The organism is Cupriavidus pauculus (assembly GCF_008693385.1).
Taxonomy (GTDB): Bacteria; Pseudomonadota; Gammaproteobacteria; order Burkholderiales; family Burkholderiaceae; genus Cupriavidus; species Cupriavidus pauculus_D.
Window position 1 is genome coordinate 2308708 of record NZ_CP044067.1, and the last position, 17945, is coordinate 2326652.

Here is a 17945-nt window from a genome sequence, read left to right on the forward strand (position 1 = left end):
CATGCCCCCTATGGCTACGTCCTCCTCGCTCGGATCGCTTGCAGGCCTCAATCTCGACACGCTGATGGCCAACATCCAGCGCCAACAGAGCGGTCGGCTGGGCAATCTGGCGCAGCAAGAGCAGTCGTATACGGCAAAGCTTTCGGGCTACGGCAAGGTGATCAACGCGCTGAGCAGCCTCAAGACGGCGGCGGGGGGCCTCGGCAAAACGGGCCTGTTCGACCCCGTCGGCAACGATCCCGCGACGGCCAGGCCGGACGCTGGCAAGATCAAGTCGGCCGTGAAGGCGTTCGTGGCGTCGTACAACGCGGCCCAGAAAGTGGTCTCGGATCTCGGTGCCTACGACAAGGATGCCAAGGCCGGCGCGGCGCTGTTCGGCGACAAGGCGCTGAGCGACGTGCAGTCGCAGCTGCGCAAGGCTTTCGACAATATTCCCGGCGGCTCGCTCGCGGACATGGGTCTGTCGTTCGACAAGGACGGCGCGCTCCAGCTCGACGAGGCCAGGCTCGACGGCGCTATCCAGAGCAATCCGAAAGGCGTGAAGCAGTTCTTCGTGGGCGATGACGGCACGTCCGGTCTGAGCGGCCGCATGTCGGCGCTCACTACCACGTTGACCGGCAAGAATAGCCCGCTGACCCAGGCGTCCGACAAGGCGAGCGACATGCTTGCGCTGCTTGGCCGGAACCAGGATGAAGAGGCCGATCGCGTGACCGCGCTGATGGCTAGCTATCGCGCGCAGTTCCAGCGGCTGAGCCTGCTCTACAACGACATGGGCGTGGCCAGCGCGTTCATGTCGGACCAGCTGGCTGTGCTGAAGGGTTGAAGTTCAAGGGTTGACCGGCTTCACCATCGACGGCGTCAGCAACGCCGTCACCCAGTCCATGAAGGCGCGCACGCGCAGCGGCAGGTTGCGCCGCTGCGCATAGAGCAGCGTCACCGGCATCGCTGGCGGTTGCAGGCCGGGCAGGATCTCGACGAGGCCGCCTGCCTCGATCAGCGCGCGCATCGTGTGCGCGGGCGCCTGCACGATGCCGAGGCCCGCGAGCGCCGCGGCCTCGTACGATTGCCCGTTGTTGACGGTCACCGCGCCGTACATCGGCAGGGCCTTTGCCTCGCCATCCTCGATATATTCGAATCCCGAAGACCGCTGGCCGAACGTGCCCACGAAATGCACGAGCCGGTGGTTCGCGAGGTCCGCCAGCGTGTGCGGCGTCCCGTACGCACGCAGGTAGGCGGGGCTCGCGCAATTCAGCAATGGCAGCACGCCGAGCGGCCTTGCCACGAGGCTGCTGTCCTCCAGGGGGCCGACGCGGATCACGCAGTCGAACCCTTCGCGCACGACGTCCACGCGCCGGTCGGTGCCGCTGATCTCGATCTGCAGGTCCGGATGCGCGGCGAGGAATTCCGACAGGCGCGGCAGCACGGTCTGCTGCGCGAGACCCGCGGGCATATCGACGCGCAGTCTTCCCTTCAGCGCGTGTTCGCCCTGCCGGAACATCCCGTGCAGTTCATCCATGTCGTCGAGCAGATCGCGCGCGCGTTCGTAGAACGCCTGCCCGTCCTGGGTCAGCTGGACCTTGCGTGTGGTGCGGTGGAACAGTTGGGTGTCGAGCGACGATTCGAGCCGCTGCACGGCCATCGATACCGCGGCCTTCGAGAGTTCGAGGCTCGCCGACGCGCGCGCGAAGCCGCCGAGATCGGCAACGCGCAGGAAGATGCGGAGCGTGTCGAGGCTGTCCATGGTGCCCTGCTATGCCGTCGCGATCGTTCACGTCGTGTGAACAGTCATATCGTAGATGCGTAGTTTATTCCTTATCGATCGCGCAATAAAGTGGGATCAACGCATCGACGCATGAACGCGCGATGCATCGACCAAGGATCCGACCATGACCACGCCCACTTCCTCCATCGCTCCCATCGCCCTGATTACGGGCGGCAGCCGCGGCCTCGGCCGAAATGCCGTCGAGCATCTGGCGCGCCAGGGCACCGACATCATCCTGACGTATCGCGGCAACCGCGCGGAGGCCGAAGCGGCCGTGGCGGCGGTGCAGGCACAGGGCCGCCGCGCGGTCGCGCTGCAGCTCGACGTCGGCGACAGCAGCACCTTCGACGCGTTTGCGACAAATGTGAAGTCAGTCCTCGCTGACTGGCAACGCACGCACTTCGACTTTCTGGTCAACAACGCGGGCGTCGGTATCCATGCGCTGATCGCGGAAACGACCGAGGCCCAGTTCGATGAACTGATGCGCGTGCATCTGAAGGCGCCGTACTTCCTGACGCAGAAGCTGTTGCCGCTGATCGCCGACGGCGGGCGCATTCTCAACGTGTCGAGCGGCCTCGCACGCTTCTCGATGCCCGGTTACGCCGCCTATGGCGCGATGAAGGGTGGAGTGGAAGTGCTCACTCGCTACATGGCCAAGGAACTCGGCGCGCGCCAGATCAGCGTCAATAGCCTGGCGCCCGGGGCGATCGAGACCGACTTCGGCGGCGCCAGCGTTCGCGACAACCCGCAGGTCAATGCGATGGTGGCGTCGGTTACGGCGCTGGGGCGCCCGGGCCTGCCCGACGATATCGGGGGCGTGGTCGCGGCGCTGCTCTCGCCCGGCACGAAGTGGATCAATGCGCAGCGCATCGAAGCGTCGGGCGGCATGCTGGTCTGAGCCGGTCAGCCCTTGCGCGCGCGCCCGCCGGCCGCGCGCCTCGGGCGTTCCGTGGCCGGAAAGTGCCGCGCCACGCGGTCCTGCAGCCACGCGTGCAGGAGCCGGATGGCCGGCGAGAACTGTTTGCGATGCGGGCAGACGAGATTCAGCGGAATCGCATCGCCGACCACGCCGTCGAGCAGCGGGACAAGCCGGCCCGTGGCAATGTCTTCGGCGACGTCCAGCCGCGACTTGTAAGCGATGCCTTCGCCGGCCACCGCCCAGCGGCGCACGATATCGGCATCGTCGCTGACGAGCGGGCCGGACACCGCCACCACGCGGCGCTTGCCATCCTCCTGGAATGCCCACTTGTCGTACACGCGTCCATGCAGCATGAAGCGCAGGCAGGTGTGCGAGGTGAGCGCATCGAGCGATGCCGGTGCGCCATGCGCGGCGAGGTAGGCCGGCGATGCCACCACCACACGCCGATTGCCCGGATCGACGGGCATGGCCACATAGCTCGAGTCCTCCATATTGCCGTAGCGCAATGCCACATCGACGGGGTCGCGAAACACGTCGGCCACCTGATCGGAGAACGAGAGCCGCAGCGTCAGTTGCGGATGCGCGCGGCGGAATTCCGTCAGCATCGGCAGCAGCACGTTGCGGCCGAGATCGGAGGGCGCGGCAATCTGCAGCACGCCCTTGATCGCCGCGGTCTCCGCGTGCACACGTTCATGTCCCTCGCGCAGCGACTCCAGCGCGCCCTGTGCATAGGGCAGGTATTGCTCGCCATCCGCGGTCAGCCGCAGGCTGCGCGTGGAGCGCGCGAACAGGCGAATGCCGAGGTCGCGCTCGAGCCGCTGGATCGCGGCGCTGACCTGTCCGGGCAGCAGGTCGATTTCGCGCGCGGCAGCGGAGAAGCTGCCCAGCGCGGCGGAACGTACGAACAGGGCGAGGTCGTCGATGCGGATCATGGGAGAGACGCGGGGATTTTCACTGATTCAGGGAAAGTGCTCCCTGATTTTGCCTCTTTCTGAATCAGTTGGCGATGGCCATGATGGATCCATTGCAGTCTTTCCCATCGTCATCTATCCGCCGAGGTTCACCATGCAAGCTCAGTCTCTCGCCCATCGGGGCCTTCCCAGACTCTCGCGATTTGCCGCAGCCCTCACGCTCGCGTTGGCCGCGCCGTTCGCGCTCGCCGGCAAGCCCGCTTCCGCAAGCCTCCCGGCCGAGCGATATGCCGGCACGCTGGAGCAGGTCTTCGCATTTCGCGGTGCGATGCCGACGGGCGTGACGGTGACCGAAACCGGCCGCATCTTCGTCAACTTCCCGCGCTGGGGCGACGATGTGCCGTTCACCGTGGGCGAGATTCGCGGCAGCAAGGTGGTGCCGTATCCCGACGCGGCGATCAACCGCGAGGACAACCCGCAGGGCTTCCTGAGCGTGCAGAGCGTGGTGGCCGACGGCCAGGGCAGGGTGTGGATCCTCGATACGGCCGCGCCGAAATTCTCGGCGCCCGCACCGGGCCGCGCGCGACTGGTCGCCGTGGATCTGGCCACGAACAAGGTGGTGAAGTCGCTCGTCTTCCCGCCCGAGGTCGTCTTGCCCAGCACGTACGTGAACGATATGCGCTTCGACTTCCGCGTCGGCCAGGCAGGCACCATCTACGTCACCGATTCGTCGGTATCGGGCCCCGGCGCGATCATCGTGGTCGATATCGAAAGCGGCCGCGCGGTGCGCCGCCTGAGCGGCGATGCATCGACGTCGGTGGACAAGTCGTTCGTGCCCGTGGTCGAAGGCAAGACGATGATGAACCGCGCGGCCGATGGCAAGACCAGCCCGTTCGGCGTCGCGTCCGACGGCATCGCGCTGTCCGCCGATGGCAAGACCTTGTACTTCTCGCCGCTGTCGAGCCGCCATCTGTACGCGGTCCCCACGCAACTGCTGCGCGACCCGGCGGCCAGCGACGCGCAGATCTCGGCCGCGGTGAAGGATCTGGGCGAGAAGGGCGCCTCCGACGGTATGGAGGCCGATGCCGACGGCGCGGTGTACGCAACCGACTACGAACACAACGGCATTCGCAAGCGTCTGCCCGATGGCAGCTGGGAAACGATCGTGCACGACCCGCGCGCGCTGTGGCCCGATACGCTGTCGATCGGGCCGGACGGCTATCTGTACTTCACGGCAAACCAGCTGCACCGGATGCCGGGCTTCAACGGCGGCAAGGACCTGCGATCCAAGCCTTACTCGCTGTTCCGCGTGAAGATCGACGCGAAGCCCGCGCCGACGCGATAAACGCCGGGCTGGGCTGTCAGCCGGCGCTGCGGTCCAGTACGACGAAGTACTTGCGCACGGGCTCGACCACCTCGAACGTGCCTTCGAAGCCCGACGGAATCACGCAGGCATCGCCCGGACCGAATTCGCGCGCGTTGCCCGCGGTGTCGGCGATGCGCACGCGGCCGCTGATCACGTGGAAGAACTCTTCTTTGGTCGGCGGAAACACGATGCGCCAGGCGCCGGGCTCGCAGGCCCAGATGCCGCAGTCGAAGTCACCGCGCTCGGCGCTGTAGTGCGTCCACGTGGTGCGGTGCGGATTGCCGATGACCAGGCGGTCGGGGCTCGGCCGGTCGTGCGTGGGGGCCGGTTCGGCGCGGAAGTCGATCAGGGCGGGCGTCGTGGTCATGGTGATGCCGGGGCGGAGAGTGTGGATAACGAAAGCCCGTCAGTTTACCGGCGGCAGCACCTCGAAGGCCAGCAATTGCGTGATCTGCGGCGGATGGAAGTTGTCGTCCGAGACCAGCACGATCGTGTCGTGGCCATTCGGCAGCTTCGGCCCCCACGCGATGCCCTCGATATTGTCCAGCCGCTGCAATGCCAGTGCTTTCAGATTCAGGACGAGCCGCTTCGTCGCGGGTTTGAACGTGCCTTCGCGCAGCGCCGGTACCTCGCGCACGTCGGTCGCGTCGCGGATATTCATCTCGTAGATGCGGATGTCGTTGGACCAGCGGCCGTTCTCGTCCTGCGCGGCACCGCGCTCGATCATCAGAAAGCGGTTCTCGTCCACCGCGAGCATGTCGGAGACACCGTTTTCGCCGTGCTTCCCCTTTGCCGGCACGGGTACCACGGCGTCGATCGGATAGGCGACCTGGCGCAGCACGGCGCCGTCGCGCGCGAATTCGGTCACGCGGCCGAACGCGCCCTGCTCGGGTGTGGGCAGTGGCCCGTCCTCGTGCGTGGGTCCCTCCATCGACACCCATAGCGTGCGGCCGTCTGCCGAGAACGTCAGGCCCTCGAATGTCGCGTTGAAGCGCGAGCCGCTACCGATCGGATGGCAGAGCCGCAACATCGGCGGCGGCTCGATGCGCGCGATAAAGGCGCCCGTGGCGGAGCCATGCGTGATCGACGGATCGCGAAACGTCGTCAGGCAATCGCCCTCGCTCGTGTACCAGAGCGACCGGTCGGTCGGATCGATGCGTATCGACTCGAAGTCCGCAATCTCGCCGCGCGCCAGCACCTGGCGCAGGCGCGACGGATAGGGCTTGCCGTCCTGCTGCGTGAACACCGAGACCCCGGTCAGCGTAATGCCCCGAAACGCCTCCGCATCGAGGTCTAGCCTGGCCGTGTAGAAACGCGCGGGCGCCTTCTCCGAGCGGTCGTCACTCAGCAGATACCAGGTGTCGGAGGCCGCGTCGTAGTCGAGTCCGGACAGGCCGCCGACCGCCGTGTCGCGAAACATCTCGCCGGACGGAATACGTTGCTCGCCAATCAAACGCAGGCTGCCCACGGCGCGGTCCGCGGCATGGGCGAGGGGCAGGGCCAGCATGGCCAGTGCGCCCAGGGCGCTGACCAGAATCGGCTTCAGGGGAAAGAGGCGGGCGCGGGCGCGCATTTGCGGATGTCCTGTGCGGGGTCAACGCGCGATTGTGCCAGCCGCGCGTGACGAGGCTTTGCGGCGATCCCCGGTTTTTATCGCCGAGCCCACAGGTGCGTATTTCGCTACCTGTTGTTTTCACGCTCCACATTGTGAACATGGCCGTCGTCGATAGTGAAACATCTGCAAGTGCAGATAGCGCGCAATTTTCCGCTACGAACGCCGAACTTGGCCGCTGTAGACGTCCATTGGATGCGTGAAATGGCGTTTGTATCGACTTTATATGCGAATCATTCGCATTTGTGTTTTCATTCGTAAATCCATACAATCCGCCTCCGGATCCATGTATGGCTTGTAGAACAGGTTCGGCTGTCTGCTTCTCCGTGCATGTGAGCCACTACTAACAAAGACAGTCTCTCGGGGAAAATCAGCATCATGAGCAGATATTCGGAGGTGTTCCGACCCAACGCGCTCGTCACCGCGATCGCGGGTCCGATGGCCGCGATGGCCATGCAGGGCGCGGCGGCCCAGGAAGCGCAACCGCAGCCGGCCGCACCGGCGCAGACCACGGCGCAGGCAAGTCCGCCCGCCCGGCTGAAGAGCGTGACCGTGCAGGCCCAGCGCGACGAGTACAAGGTCGATGAGGCACAGTCCGCCAAGTTCACCGCGCCGCTGCTGGACACGCCGAAGTCGGTGACCGTGATTCCCGCCGAGGTCATCCAGCAGAGCGGATCGATCACGCTGCAGGACGCGCTGCGTACCACGCCGGGCATCACATTCGGCGCGGGAGAGGGCGGCAACCCCATCTCCGATCGTCCGTTCATCCGCGGCTTCGACTCGATGGCGAGCATCTTCGTGGACGGCGCGCGCGATGCCGCATCGCAGACGCGCGACACGTTCAATATCGAGAGCATCGAGGTCATCAAGGGACCGAGCTCGGCCTTCGGCGGCAAGGGCTCCGTCGGCGGCATGATCAATATCGTGTCGAAGCTGCCGCAGAAGGAGAACTTCGTGCAGGGCTCGGTGGGCATCGGCACCGATGCCTACAAGCGCGCGACGCTCGACGGCAACTATCTGCTCAACGACAACACCGCGCTGCGCCTGAACGCGATGGCCTACGACGCGAATACGCCGGGCCGCGAGGCCGTCGGCGGCCATTCGTGGGGCTTTGCGCCGTCGGTGACGTTCGGCATGACGGGGCCGACCAAGGTCACGCTGCAGTACTACCACCTGCAGGGCCGCGATATGCCGGATTACAGCATTCCATACGCGCGTCCGGCGGCGCAGGCGAGCAAGGCCAATCCGGTCGGACCCGCTAACGTGGACCGCAACAACTTCTACGGCCTCGTCGATCGCGACTTCCGCAAGACGCAGACCGATATCGGCACCGCGATCATCGAGCACGCGTTCAGCGATCGCCTGAAGGTGCGTAACCTGACGCGCTGGGGCCGTTCCACCAACGACTACATCGTTACGAACCCCGACGACAGCCGTGGCAACGTGGCCAACGGCTACGTCTACCGCAGCACGAAGAACCGCGACTCGGCCACCGAGACGCTGACCAACCAGACCGACTTCACCGCGAAGTTCGAGACCGGCTTCCTCAAGCACACCGCGCTGTTCGGCTTCGAGTTCAGCCGCGACGACACCAACAACACACCGTACAACATCGTGCCGAGCGTGGCGGGTACCACCTGCAATGCCGCGCTGCTGGCCAGCTACGACTGCACGAGCCTGTACAACCCGAACCCGGGTGATCCGTGGCGCGGCCGCATCGGCAAGCTGCCGGCGACGACGAATACCACCACCAACGAGCGCGCGGTCTACCTGTTCGACACGGTCGAGATCACCAAGCAGTGGCTCGTGAACGGTGGCGTGCGCTACGACAGCTATCGCACGAACCAGTTCACGCCCGCGTACACCAATCCGAACACCAACGCGGCGGTGGCGGCGGTGGGCCTCTCCAACAGCTCGCACTTCTTCAACTACCAGGCCGGTATCGTCTACAAGCCGGTGGAGTACGGCAGCATCTATGTGTCGTACGGTACGGCCTCGTCGCCGCCGGGCACGACCAACGGCGATGGCGCGGACAACCTGACCGCGCAGATCCAGAACCTGGACCCCGAGCGCAGCCGCTCGTGGGAACTCGGTACCAAGTGGGATCTGCTCGGCCGCCGGCTGTCGCTGACCGGCGCGGTGTTCATGATCGACAAGGACAACGCGCGCGTGGCCGTGGATGCGAACACCACGCAGAACGTGGGCAAGCAGAAGGTCAAGGGCTTCGAGCTCGGCTTTGCCGGCAACCTCACCGACAAGTGGGGCGTCTTTGGCGGCTATACGTACCTGCATAGCGAGCTCGAGGACAATGGCGCCGTCAACCGCGCCAACAACGGCAACCAGTTCCCGAACACGCCGAAGAACAGCTTCAGCCTCTGGTCGACGTACCAGCTGCTGCCCGACTTCACGGTCGGTGGCGGCGCGTACTACGTGGCGCAGGTATTCGGCAACCCGGCCAACTCGCTGTATGTGCCGTCGTACTGGCGCTTCGACGCGATGGCCGCGTACCGTGTGAACAAGAACCTGACGCTGCAGCTCAACGTCCAGAACCTGTTCAACCGCGAGTACTTCACCAAGGCCTTTACCGCGCACTATGCATCGCTGGCGCCGGGGCGTTTTGGTATGCTGACCGCCAACTTCCGCTTCTAAGCACTGTCCCCGGGGCTGGCGCCCCGGGGGCGCACCGACCATGATGCTTCAGATTCCCGACCTGCTGACGCGCGAGCAGGTCGCACGATGCCGCGCACTGATGGATGCCGCCGAGTGGGTGGACGGCAACCAGACTTCGGGCTACCAGTCCGCGCTGGCCAAGCGCAATATGCAGTTGCCGGAAGGCTCGCCCGTCGCGCATGAGGTGGGCGGACTGATCCAGGACGCGCTGGCCAACAGCGCGCTGTTTTTCTCGGCGGCGCTGCCGCTCAAGGTGTTTCCGCCGCTGTTCAATCGCTACGAGGGTGGCCAGACGTTCGGCAATCACGTGGACAACGCCATCCGATATCTGCGGGGCACCGACTTCCGTATTCGTAGTGACTTGTCGGCGACCGTCTTCCTGACCGATCCGGCCGATTACGACGGTGGCGAACTGGTCATCGAGGACACGTATGGCCAGCAGCGCGTCAAGCTGCCGGCGGGCCATATGGTCCTGTACCCGGCCACGAGCGTGCACCATGTGACGCCGGTCACGCGTGGCGCGCGGGTGTCGTCGTTCTTCTGGATCCAGAGCATGGTGCGCGACGACGGACAACGCGCGCTGTTGTTCGACCTCGACAACAACCTGCGTCAGGCCAGCGGGGCACTGGGCGCGGACCACGCGTCGGTGATCGGCCTGACGGGCGTGTATCACAACCTGCTGCGGCGATGGGCAGACGCCTGATTCCGCGGGTATCATCGGCAGCATGCCGCGCACGCCCCACCTCTCTCCCAAACTGCACCTGACCGCCAGCCACGGCTTTGCCTTGCATGAGAGCCGGCAGCCCGGTTTCCAGCGCGCATGGCATATGCACGATTGCGGCATGCTGCTGTGGCCGCGCGCGGGCCGATTGCGGACTGTCTGGGACGTTGCCGCGCCGCCGTCGGACGACGCTACCGCGGACGATGCCGCGCCGGACGCGACGCACGATGCCATGCTGGTGCGGGGCACGGCCGTGCTGCTACCCGCTTCCACCACGCATGTGACGACGTCCGATCCCGGACGCCAGCATCACGGCGAACTCTATCTGCCGCCGGACCGCCTGCGCGAATGCCGGCAGTTTGGCGCGCTGCACCTCGATGCGGCCACGGTGGCCATGCTCGATGCGCTGCTGGCCCCCACCATTACCGCGCAGAGTGCGGCCTTTCTGGTGCGGGCGATCGTCGAGCAGATCGTCACGGGCCGGCTGCCTGCGTTACCTGCCGCGGTGCCGGCCGAGCCCGCATCGATCGTGCTGCGCATGGTCCGGCGGTTCACGTCGGCGCTCGAACGCGACCAGGCGATGCCGTCGATCGACGCCGTGGCCGCGGATCTCGGCGTCTCGATTCGCCGTTTGCAGCGTGCCTGTCAGATCGAGCTTGGCGCGAGTCCGGTGGAGGTCCGGCGCCGCATGCTCGCGTCGCATGCCCGCGCATTGCTGGCATCGGGCCAGACCGCGGCGCGGGTCAGCGTTCAGCTCGGATTCGCGAGCAGCGGCCATCTGCACCGCCTGCTGCGGGATATCGACTGAGCGGTGTCCCGCGATCGCGCGGCAACTTATACCGTGGCGACGATCGCGTCGACTTCGATTTCCGTATAGGCGGCGTCGGGCAGGCTCGACACGCCCAGCGCCGTGCGCGCGGGCAGATCGTGCTCGGGGAACGCGATGCGCAAGACTGCCGAGGCCGCGTCCAGTACCGCAGGGTGGCGCGTGAATTCCGGCGTCGCGCGGATAAAGCCGCGCACGCGCACCACCTGATGCACGCGCGACAGCTCGCCACCGCACGCCATGCGCAGCGCGGCGAGCGCATTGAGCATCGAGACCTCGGCCGCGCGCTGCGCGGGCTCGATATCGGCCTCGGTGCTGCACTGTCCGCTCATCGCGACGCCGTTGCGCCGGCATACCTGTCCCGCGATCGACACCCACTGTCCGCTACCCAGCGGAATCGCGCTGAACGGGGCATAGTTGCCGCGCGGTGTCGGTACCTCGGGCAGGACGAAGCCGGCTTCCGCAAGCCGCGCTTCGGGCGATTGAATCGTCATGGATGACTCCAGGCAACATTGCCGCTGAGCCAGCATCCCGCCGGCTCGCCCAGTTCGGAATGGCGCGGCGCTACAAGAATTTCCGAGGGACTGCCCATGGTATCGCCTTGCCATACGGCAATGGAAGCGGTCGTGCTCGACCGGCGGGCGAGGTAGCCCCATAGCGCGGCGGCGGCGATGCCGGTGGCCGCATCTTCCGGATAGCCCGACGACTTCGGGAACTGGCGCGCGTGCACGATCTGCTTGCCGTCCCGCGTGATGCCGCCGAACGCATAGGGATAGAGCCCGGTCGAGGCGATCGACTCGCACAGCGCTTCCATTGTGGCGAAGTCGGGCTTCAGGCCATCGAGTGCCTCGACCGATGGCAACTCGAGCAGGGTCTTGGCGCGGCTCGTGGTGGCATTGACCGCACGGTACCCGCCTTGTGACGGGCCTGGCGGCAGGTTCAGCTGCGCGGCCACGCGGGCGCTGTCGGCGTCGGAGAGGGTTTCGAGGCGGACTTCCGGCTGCGAGATCCACACACGCCGCTCGCCCTCGTCCCACCGGGCGAGCACCACGCCGCTCAGCGTCTCGATGGTGGCGGTCGGCTTCGTCCATTGGCCCCACTGCCGCAATGCCCACAGCGTGCCCACCGTGGCGTGGCCACACATCTCCATCTCGTGCTGGGGCACGAAGAAGCGCAGGCGCCAGTCGCAGCCGCGCTCGCTCGGCAGCACGAAGGCCGATTCGTGGCCATACTCCGCGGCCACTGCCTGCATCGCCGCGGCGCTCATGCCACGCGCGTCGGCGACGAGCGGTACCGGATTGCCTCCCGCGGGGGCGTCCGCCAGTTCGGACCGCAGCGTGCCATTGGCGTGAAAGACTTCCTCCCGTTCGCGGGCGGCGCGAACGAAGACGCGAATCAGCGTGACTTCACTCACCAGTGGCTCCCACGGCTTTGGCAATCGCGCCCCAGTACGGGGTGTCCTTCTGTACCGCGGCCTGCAAAGCGGCCGGTGTGCCGGGGCGCGCGGTCACGCCCTTGCTGGCGAGGTCGTCGGCCACGGTCTTGTCGGACAGTACCTTGTTCAACGCCGCGTTGAAGCGCTCGACGACTGCGGGGGGCGTGCCTTTCGGGAACGCGATGCCGTACCACAGCTGCTGCTCGAAGCCCGGCACGCCCTGGCTGGCGATCGTGGGCACGTCGGCGAGCAGCGGCGTGGGGGCCGTCGTCGCGATGGCCGCGATCTTGCCGGACTTGATATAGGGGGCGAGGCCGACCGGGTTGTCGAACATCATCTGGACCTGCCCGCCGATCAGGTCCGTGTAGGCGGGCGCGGCGCCACGGTAGGGAACGTGCGTGATCGGCACGCCGGCCAGCTTCTGGAACTGCTCGCCGATCAGGTGCGAGACGGTGCCGACGCCGACCGATCCAAAGCTGTGCTGCGTCTTGTCGGCCTTGAGCTTCGCAATGAAGGCCTTGGTATCCTTCGCGCGCAGGTCGTTGTTGACGGCCAGCACGTACGGCGACGTGCCGATAAAGCCCGCGTAGGCGAAATCCTTGCTCGGGTTGTAGGCGAGCTTCGGATAGATCGCCACGCTGACGGCATGCGTACTTGTCGTGACCACGCCGGCGGTATAGCCATCGGCGGCGGCACGCGCGACAAATCCGGAACCGATCGTGCCACCGGCGCCGCTGCGGTTGTCGATGACCACAGGCTGGCCCAGTTCCCGCTGCAGCAACGGCTGAATCGACCGCACGACCAGATCGGTTCCGCCGCCGGCAGGGAACGGCACGACCATCGTGATCGGCTTGGCCGGCCAGGCTTCAGCGCGCGCCCCGGCGGCACACGCGACGGCGGCCACCGCGATCAGCGCGCGGCAGGTGAGAAGAGTCTTGGGTAGGAATGACACGGCAGGCTCCCGATAGTGGATGTGCCGAGTCTAGAAAGGGTGCCGAGCGACGGCGAACCGAAATGCGACGGGGTGGATCCGAAATGCGACGGTGGGTTTCGGTCAGGCCTTTGGCCCGGCCTCCCCGTCCGCACACGTTCCGAGTGCCGCGCTCGGATAGGCATCACGATGGCCGTGGCGGCCTCCTTTCAAGCAGAGGTAGGCGTCGCAATAGTGCGCCGAAAAAACACCCAAAAACGTGTCAGCCTGTTTCCGCGATTTGATCTGGCGCAAAGGGTGTGCGCGACCGGATTCGCTATCTCACGATCCACCCGTTCGGCGACTCGGCCACGTCCTGTCGTAGCTCGTCCTTGCCACTGCCATTGACGACCCGCGCCACCACCGGAAACGCACGCTGTACGGCATCGTCGTGCGTCCACGGCGCGGCGTCGATCGTGTAGGTGTACGTGACCGTGGTGATGTCGCGCGCGGCATCCGGGTCGCGCTGGATCGGGGTCCAGCCGCGGACCTGTTGTAGCCGGATCTTGCCGTAGCAGAGGTCCGGCATGCCGGTGGCATGCGCATTGGCGGTTTCCGGATGCGCCTTGAAGAACGTGCGGCCCGTGTCCGTCAGCGTATAGCGCCACGCGGGCACGGTGTCGAACGTGCCGTCGTGGCGGTCGCGCTTCATCGTGAGGCCGCTTTCATGCGTGACGAGGCCCGCATGCTCGAGCGCGTTCAGTTGCTGGTAGTCGCGCAGCGTGGCGCGCTCGGGCACGTCCGGAACATCGATCGGCCACGCGTGGCGGCCGACGCAGAGCTCGGCGTGGCTGTCGATATGCTGGCGCAGCACGCGCGCGAACGTGTCCTGCGTCGGCTCGGACGGCTTGCACCCGGCCAGCAGGGTCACGGCCGCGGCAGCAACGGCGGCAGCGCCCTGCGCGCTGACGGTGACGGTCACGGTGGCGGAAGCGGAATGGCGGCGGATCATCGTGCGGCGGTCTTCTGAATGGAGGCGGGCTGTGCGGGCGGGGGAGGCGCGGGAGGCGCAGGAGGCGTCGAGGGCGTGGCCGGACCGAATACGCCGGCCTTCGGTGCAGGCCTGGCATCGGCCGGCACCACGTACCCATCGGTCAGGGTGTTGAGGAACGTGACGAGGTCCTTGAGCTCGTCCTCGGTCATCGGCGCCTTGCTGCCGGCACGGCGCCCATCGAGCGGCATCTGGTCGTCGATGTTCGCCTGGTAGCGGGCGGGCAGGTCGTCGAACTTGCGCACCTTGCCGTGCGCATCGCGCGAATACCAGCGCCCGGGTTCCGTGTCGCGCGTGTTGTAGAAGTGCACGACCTCGTCGAGCGTATGGAACACGCCGTTGTGCATGAACGCATGGCGCGTGGCCACATTGCGCAGGATCGGCGTCTTGAACATGCCGCAGCCAACGCCCTTGTTCGCCGTGGTCGGCAGATGGTCGGTCCGCAGCGGCCCGCACAGGCCCATGTCGAAGTAGTTCGGATCGTCGTTGGCCGGAATACTCTTGTTACGCGGCACGCCGATGGCGGCAAACGAGTAGTCGCTCGTGATGTCCTGGCTGCCGCCGTTGCCGCCACCGATCAGATGGCAGGCCACGCAGTTGCCCTTGTTCGGATCCACGAACAGACGCAACCCATGCAGTTCCGCCTCGTTGAGCGCGCCGCCGATCTTGTTGTTGCGGAACAGGTCGAACTTGCTCGAGTACGGGTGGAAGCTGCGGTCCTCGGTCTGAAACGATTGCAGCGCAACGCCGGCCAGCTCGAACGCGCGCTTGCGGTCGGCGAAGACGTCCGCGCCGTACGCCTGACGGAACAGTTCGGCATAGGGGCCGTGCTCGATCGCGGCCACCACGGCATCCGGGCTCGGGTTCGCCATCTCGTTGGCGGCCAGCAGCGGAATCGCGGCCTGCTCGGCGATGGTGTTGGCGCGGCCATCCCATGTCATGCCGCCGCCCGGCGCGGGCGGGCTGACCATGTCGGGGTTCTGGAATTCGTCCGAGTACGGATCGGTGTAGTCCTTGTACATCAGCGTCGGCACCGCGCGCGTGCCCGCCTGCTTCATGTCCGCGCCGCCGAGCTGCACCGACAGGTCGTTGGCCGGCGCATACGCGTGCGCGGGATCGTGACACGTCGCACACGAGATGCGGCCGGAGCCCGAGAGCGTCGGGTCGAAGAACATGCGCTGGCCCACTTGCGCGGGGGGCGAGAGCTTCGAGGGCGCGGGGGCGGCAACGGCGACGGCGACGGCGACGGCTTGGACGGACGCATCCGCGGCAGGGGCCGCGGCGGGCGCGCCGGCCTGCCGCCGATCCTTGCACGCGGCCAGAGAGAACGCGGCGGCGGCAAGGCAGAAAACGATCGGGAATTTACGCATGACTGCAGCGCGTGGCAGCGCGCCGGATAGAAAGGAAAACGACTGTGCGGTGCGGATGTCCGTGGCCCGGCGGGCCACGGACATCGTTACGCTCAACGCAGCGCGAAGATGTTGGTCTGCGTGCTGTCCGGACCCGAAGCCAGATTGCCGTTGTTGAAGCTGCCGCTACCGCCGGCACCGGCCGTGGCGCCACCGGAGACGCGGTCGCCCGCCTTCGTCACGTACTTGTGGTTCATCGGACGTACCGCATCGAAGTGCGTATCGCCGCTGCCCGAGTACTCGGCCAGGTTCGCGAGGTTGTCGGCGATGAACTTCTCGGTGTACTTCGAGCGGTTCATATACGACGTGTTCACGCCCGGATCGGCCAGTGCGAACATGTCCTGCATGGTGCGCACGAACGAGAAGTGGCTGTACGAGTCCGAATCCACGACCTGTTTCGGTGCGCCAGCCTGGTTCGTCAGCACGCCGAAGATGGTCGGGCCGTCGCCGCGGTTGGACTTCGAATAGGTCGGAACGGGCGTGGTGTTGCTCTCGCCGAGCGGCACGCCCGACGATTGCAGGCCACCCACATTCCAGCCGCAGCACGACGAGCTGCCGAAGAAGCTCGAGCCTTCGTCGAAGATCATCACGATGGCCGAGCGCTTGTTCGGGTTCTTCCACACCGGCGATGCCTGGATCTTCTCGACCAGGTACTTGGCGTACAGGTCGCCGCGGCTGATGATGGCCGTGCCGCCCGTGCAGTTCGCCACGGCCGAGCCGGTGGCATGCATGTCGTCGCACTGATCGGGCACGATGTAGTTCAGCGCGCCCACATCGCCGCTCTTCAGGTCATCCTCGAACTGATGCGTGTTCCACGTGATGTTGTTGGCCTTCGCGTACGTGTCGATGGCCGAGTCCCACTGACCGCCGCCCACCGAGCGCGTCAGGTTCTTGAAGAAGTCGGGACGGTTGCGCACGTCGTCGAAGTTCACGGCCGGGTGGTGCTTGGTCTTGTACAGGCTGCTGATCATCGGCTCCAGCGTATTGGTGCCGTTGCTCGTGTTCGCGCCCATGATGGCCGCGTTGCCGGCGCCGTCCTTGCGCGGATCCTGGCCCGGGTCCATCGACTCGCTGTAGACGCGCGTCGAGAGGCCGGCCTTGTACGTCGCGGTGAACAGGTTGCGACGGTTCTTCAGGTTATGGATCGCGGTGTTCGTGCAGGCGTTCAGCGGCACGAAGGCGTCGGTCGGCGCGTCGGCGGTGTTGCCCGTGGGCAGGCAGTTCCACGGGCTGTCATCGGACACGCCCCAGTCGTCGGCGCTGGCCAGCGAGATGTAGTTCGGCTCGCTCGGGTTGCCCGTGGAGAAGTAGTTGGCCGCCTTGTTGCCTTCCTGGTTCAGGTAGCGATACAGGTTCGGGTACGACGGGCTGTCGATCGACTGGTTGCTGTGGTTCTCGAAAATCACCACGAACAGGTGGTCATAGCGCGGAATGCCTTCCGGGTTGAACGCGGCGTCCTGCGCGGCGGCCAGTGTGGTGACCGGATCGGTCTTGGCGTCCGACGCATAGCCGCGGTCCAGCATCGTGCTGGCGAGCGCGAAGCGGTTGGCCAGCGCGTTGGCTTCGGTCAGCAGTGCCTTCCTGGCGTTGGCGTCGGCAACGGTGCCGGCGCTGGCGACCACGTCCGCGGCCTTGACCGTGACGTCCGTGGCTTGCGCCGTGTCGTTGTTGAAGCTCAGGCGGCCAGCCAGGCGCGCGGTGGCGTCGGCATAGGTCAGCTCTTCGGCCTGCATCAGGCGCGCAACTTCGGTCGTCAGCGGACTGATGGTGACGTTCGCGCCGTTCAGCGACTGGTCCGGCGCGCTGCGCAGAATCATTTTTCTCGCGACGGCCGTGTTCCTGCCATTCTGGTTCGGATCGGCGAACGTGGTGGTCGTGCCGACCGTGGCGAGGAGGCTCGTGCCCGTCACGCTTTGCGGCACGGTCAGGCGGAACGTGCCGTCGAGCGCGGTGGTCGTGCTGGGTTCGCCCTGATCGCAGGCGCCGTTGCCGTTGATATCGGCGCAGACGGTGGCATTGCCGTACGCGATGGCCGTCGGCTTCAGATCGACGTCGTCACCGGTCGTGGACTTCGCGTAGTCGACGCCCGCGGCGCTCGATGCGGCCATGCCGGTCGGGGTCTTCATGGCCGCGCCGACGACGCTGCCCTGTACCGTGACCGAGGCCGGCGTGGTACCGCCGCCGGGCGTGCCGTTGCTGGCGCTCGTGGAATCGTCGCCACCGCAGGCGGCGAGCAGCGATGCCGCTGCCAGTGCGGTGAGAGCGGTGCGGACCTTGGGGGATTGAGCCAGGTGACGATATGGCGTGTTCTTGTGCATGACTGACCTCTGCTTGTAACGGCGAAGCGTGGGAT

General features: G+C 66.3%; 16 protein-coding genes. 6 read left to right on the plus strand and 10 right to left on the minus strand.

The annotated features are described in order from the left end of the window. Window positions 1-10: 10 nt before the first annotated feature. Window positions 11-823 carry a flagellar filament capping protein FliD gene (gene fliD / locus FOB72_RS28635; protein ID WP_191002291.1) on the plus strand — a complete coding sequence of 271 codons (813 nt, stop codon included), beginning with the start codon at window positions 11-13 and terminating at the stop codon, window positions 821-823. Between the two features lie 3 nt (window positions 824-826). Here fliD and FOB72_RS28640 read toward each other — a convergent pair whose 3' ends face one another. After that, on the minus strand, window positions 827-1741 hold the full coding sequence (locus FOB72_RS28640; RefSeq protein ID WP_150376530.1) for a LysR family transcriptional regulator: 915 nt from the start codon (window positions 1739-1741) through the stop codon (window positions 827-829). 145 nt (window positions 1742-1886) lie between these two features. Between FOB72_RS28640 and FOB72_RS28645 the strand changes: the two genes are divergently transcribed. Then, window positions 1887-2660 carry an SDR family NAD(P)-dependent oxidoreductase gene (locus FOB72_RS28645; protein WP_150376532.1) on the plus strand — a complete coding sequence of 258 codons (774 nt, stop codon included), beginning with the start codon at window positions 1887-1889 and terminating at the stop codon, window positions 2658-2660. A 5-nt stretch (window positions 2661-2665) separates the two neighbouring features. Here the strand turns inward: FOB72_RS28645 and FOB72_RS28650 are convergent, their stop codons facing one another. Continuing rightward, window positions 2666-3613 carry a LysR family transcriptional regulator gene (locus tag FOB72_RS28650; RefSeq protein ID WP_150376534.1) on the minus strand — a complete coding sequence of 316 codons (948 nt, stop codon included), beginning with the start codon at window positions 3611-3613 and terminating at the stop codon, window positions 2666-2668. Between the two features lie 133 nt (window positions 3614-3746). Here FOB72_RS28650 and FOB72_RS28655 point away from each other — a divergent pair, with 133 nt between their 5' ends. Next, entirely contained in the window at window positions 3747-4937 is a 1191-nt protein-coding gene (locus FOB72_RS28655) for an SMP-30/gluconolactonase/LRE family protein (RefSeq protein WP_150376536.1), read from the plus strand. A gap of 16 nt (window positions 4938-4953) precedes the next feature. Here the strand turns inward: FOB72_RS28655 and FOB72_RS28660 are convergent, their stop codons facing one another. Both FOB72_RS28660 and FOB72_RS28665 read right to left on the minus strand, forming a co-directional pair. Beyond that, window positions 4954-5325 (minus strand): cupin domain-containing protein, encoded by a 372-nt coding sequence (locus tag FOB72_RS28660; RefSeq protein ID WP_150376538.1) that lies wholly within the window; start codon window positions 5323-5325, stop codon window positions 4954-4956. Window positions 5326-5364: 39 nt separating this feature from the next. Continuing rightward, complete coding sequence (locus FOB72_RS28665) at window positions 5365-6531, minus strand: esterase-like activity of phytase family protein (RefSeq protein ID WP_150376540.1); 1167 nt, start codon at window positions 6529-6531, stop codon at window positions 5365-5367. A 477-nt stretch (window positions 6532-7008) separates the two neighbouring features. Here FOB72_RS28665 and FOB72_RS28670 point away from each other — a divergent pair, with 477 nt between their 5' ends. Genes FOB72_RS28670 through FOB72_RS28680 form a run of 3 tightly spaced genes read left to right on the plus strand, consistent with a single transcriptional unit; the run spans window position 7009 to window position 10769 of the window. After that, window positions 7009-9219 (plus strand): TonB-dependent receptor, encoded by a 2211-nt coding sequence (locus tag FOB72_RS28670; protein ID WP_411859886.1) that lies wholly within the window; start codon window positions 7009-7011, stop codon window positions 9217-9219. A 40-nt stretch (window positions 9220-9259) separates the two neighbouring features. Continuing rightward, window positions 9260-9943 (plus strand): Fe2+-dependent dioxygenase, encoded by a 684-nt coding sequence (locus FOB72_RS28675; RefSeq protein ID WP_150376544.1) that lies wholly within the window; start codon window positions 9260-9262, stop codon window positions 9941-9943. 22 nt (window positions 9944-9965) lie between these two features. Then, window positions 9966-10769 carry a helix-turn-helix transcriptional regulator gene (locus FOB72_RS28680; protein WP_150376546.1) on the plus strand — a complete coding sequence of 268 codons (804 nt, stop codon included), beginning with the start codon at window positions 9966-9968 and terminating at the stop codon, window positions 10767-10769. A 26-nt stretch (window positions 10770-10795) separates the two neighbouring features. Here FOB72_RS28680 and FOB72_RS28685 read toward each other — a convergent pair whose 3' ends face one another. The 6 genes from FOB72_RS28685 to FOB72_RS28710 all read right to left on the minus strand — a co-directional run bounded on the left by FOB72_RS28685 (window position 10796) and on the right by FOB72_RS28710 (window position 17910). Beyond that, window positions 10796-11281, minus strand: coding sequence for a RidA family protein (locus tag FOB72_RS28685; RefSeq protein ID WP_150376548.1), 486 nt, complete (start codon window positions 11279-11281; stop codon window positions 10796-10798). Then, complete coding sequence (locus FOB72_RS28690; protein WP_317889544.1) at window positions 11278-12201, minus strand: PhzF family phenazine biosynthesis isomerase; 924 nt, start codon at window positions 12199-12201, stop codon at window positions 11278-11280. Before FOB72_RS28690 ends, FOB72_RS28685 begins: the two co-directional genes overlap by 4 nt. Next, window positions 12194-13174 (minus strand): Bug family tripartite tricarboxylate transporter substrate binding protein, encoded by a 981-nt coding sequence (locus FOB72_RS28695; protein WP_411859858.1) that lies wholly within the window; start codon window positions 13172-13174, stop codon window positions 12194-12196. The genes FOB72_RS28690 and FOB72_RS28695 overlap by 8 nt, the downstream gene beginning before the upstream one ends. Window positions 13175-13469: 295 nt before the next feature. Then, window positions 13470-14144 carry a hypothetical protein gene (locus FOB72_RS28700; protein ID WP_150376550.1) on the minus strand — a complete coding sequence of 225 codons (675 nt, stop codon included), beginning with the start codon at window positions 14142-14144 and terminating at the stop codon, window positions 13470-13472. Then, a complete protein-coding gene (locus FOB72_RS28705) occupies window positions 14141-15553 on the minus strand; it encodes a cytochrome-c peroxidase (RefSeq protein ID WP_150376552.1) in 1413 nt (470 codons plus the stop codon). Before FOB72_RS28705 ends, FOB72_RS28700 begins: the two co-directional genes overlap by 4 nt. Before the next feature lie 92 nt (window positions 15554-15645). Further along, window positions 15646-17910, minus strand: coding sequence for an alkaline phosphatase family protein (locus tag FOB72_RS28710; RefSeq protein ID WP_150376554.1), 2265 nt, complete (start codon window positions 17908-17910; stop codon window positions 15646-15648). Window positions 17911-17945 lie beyond the last annotated feature (35 nt).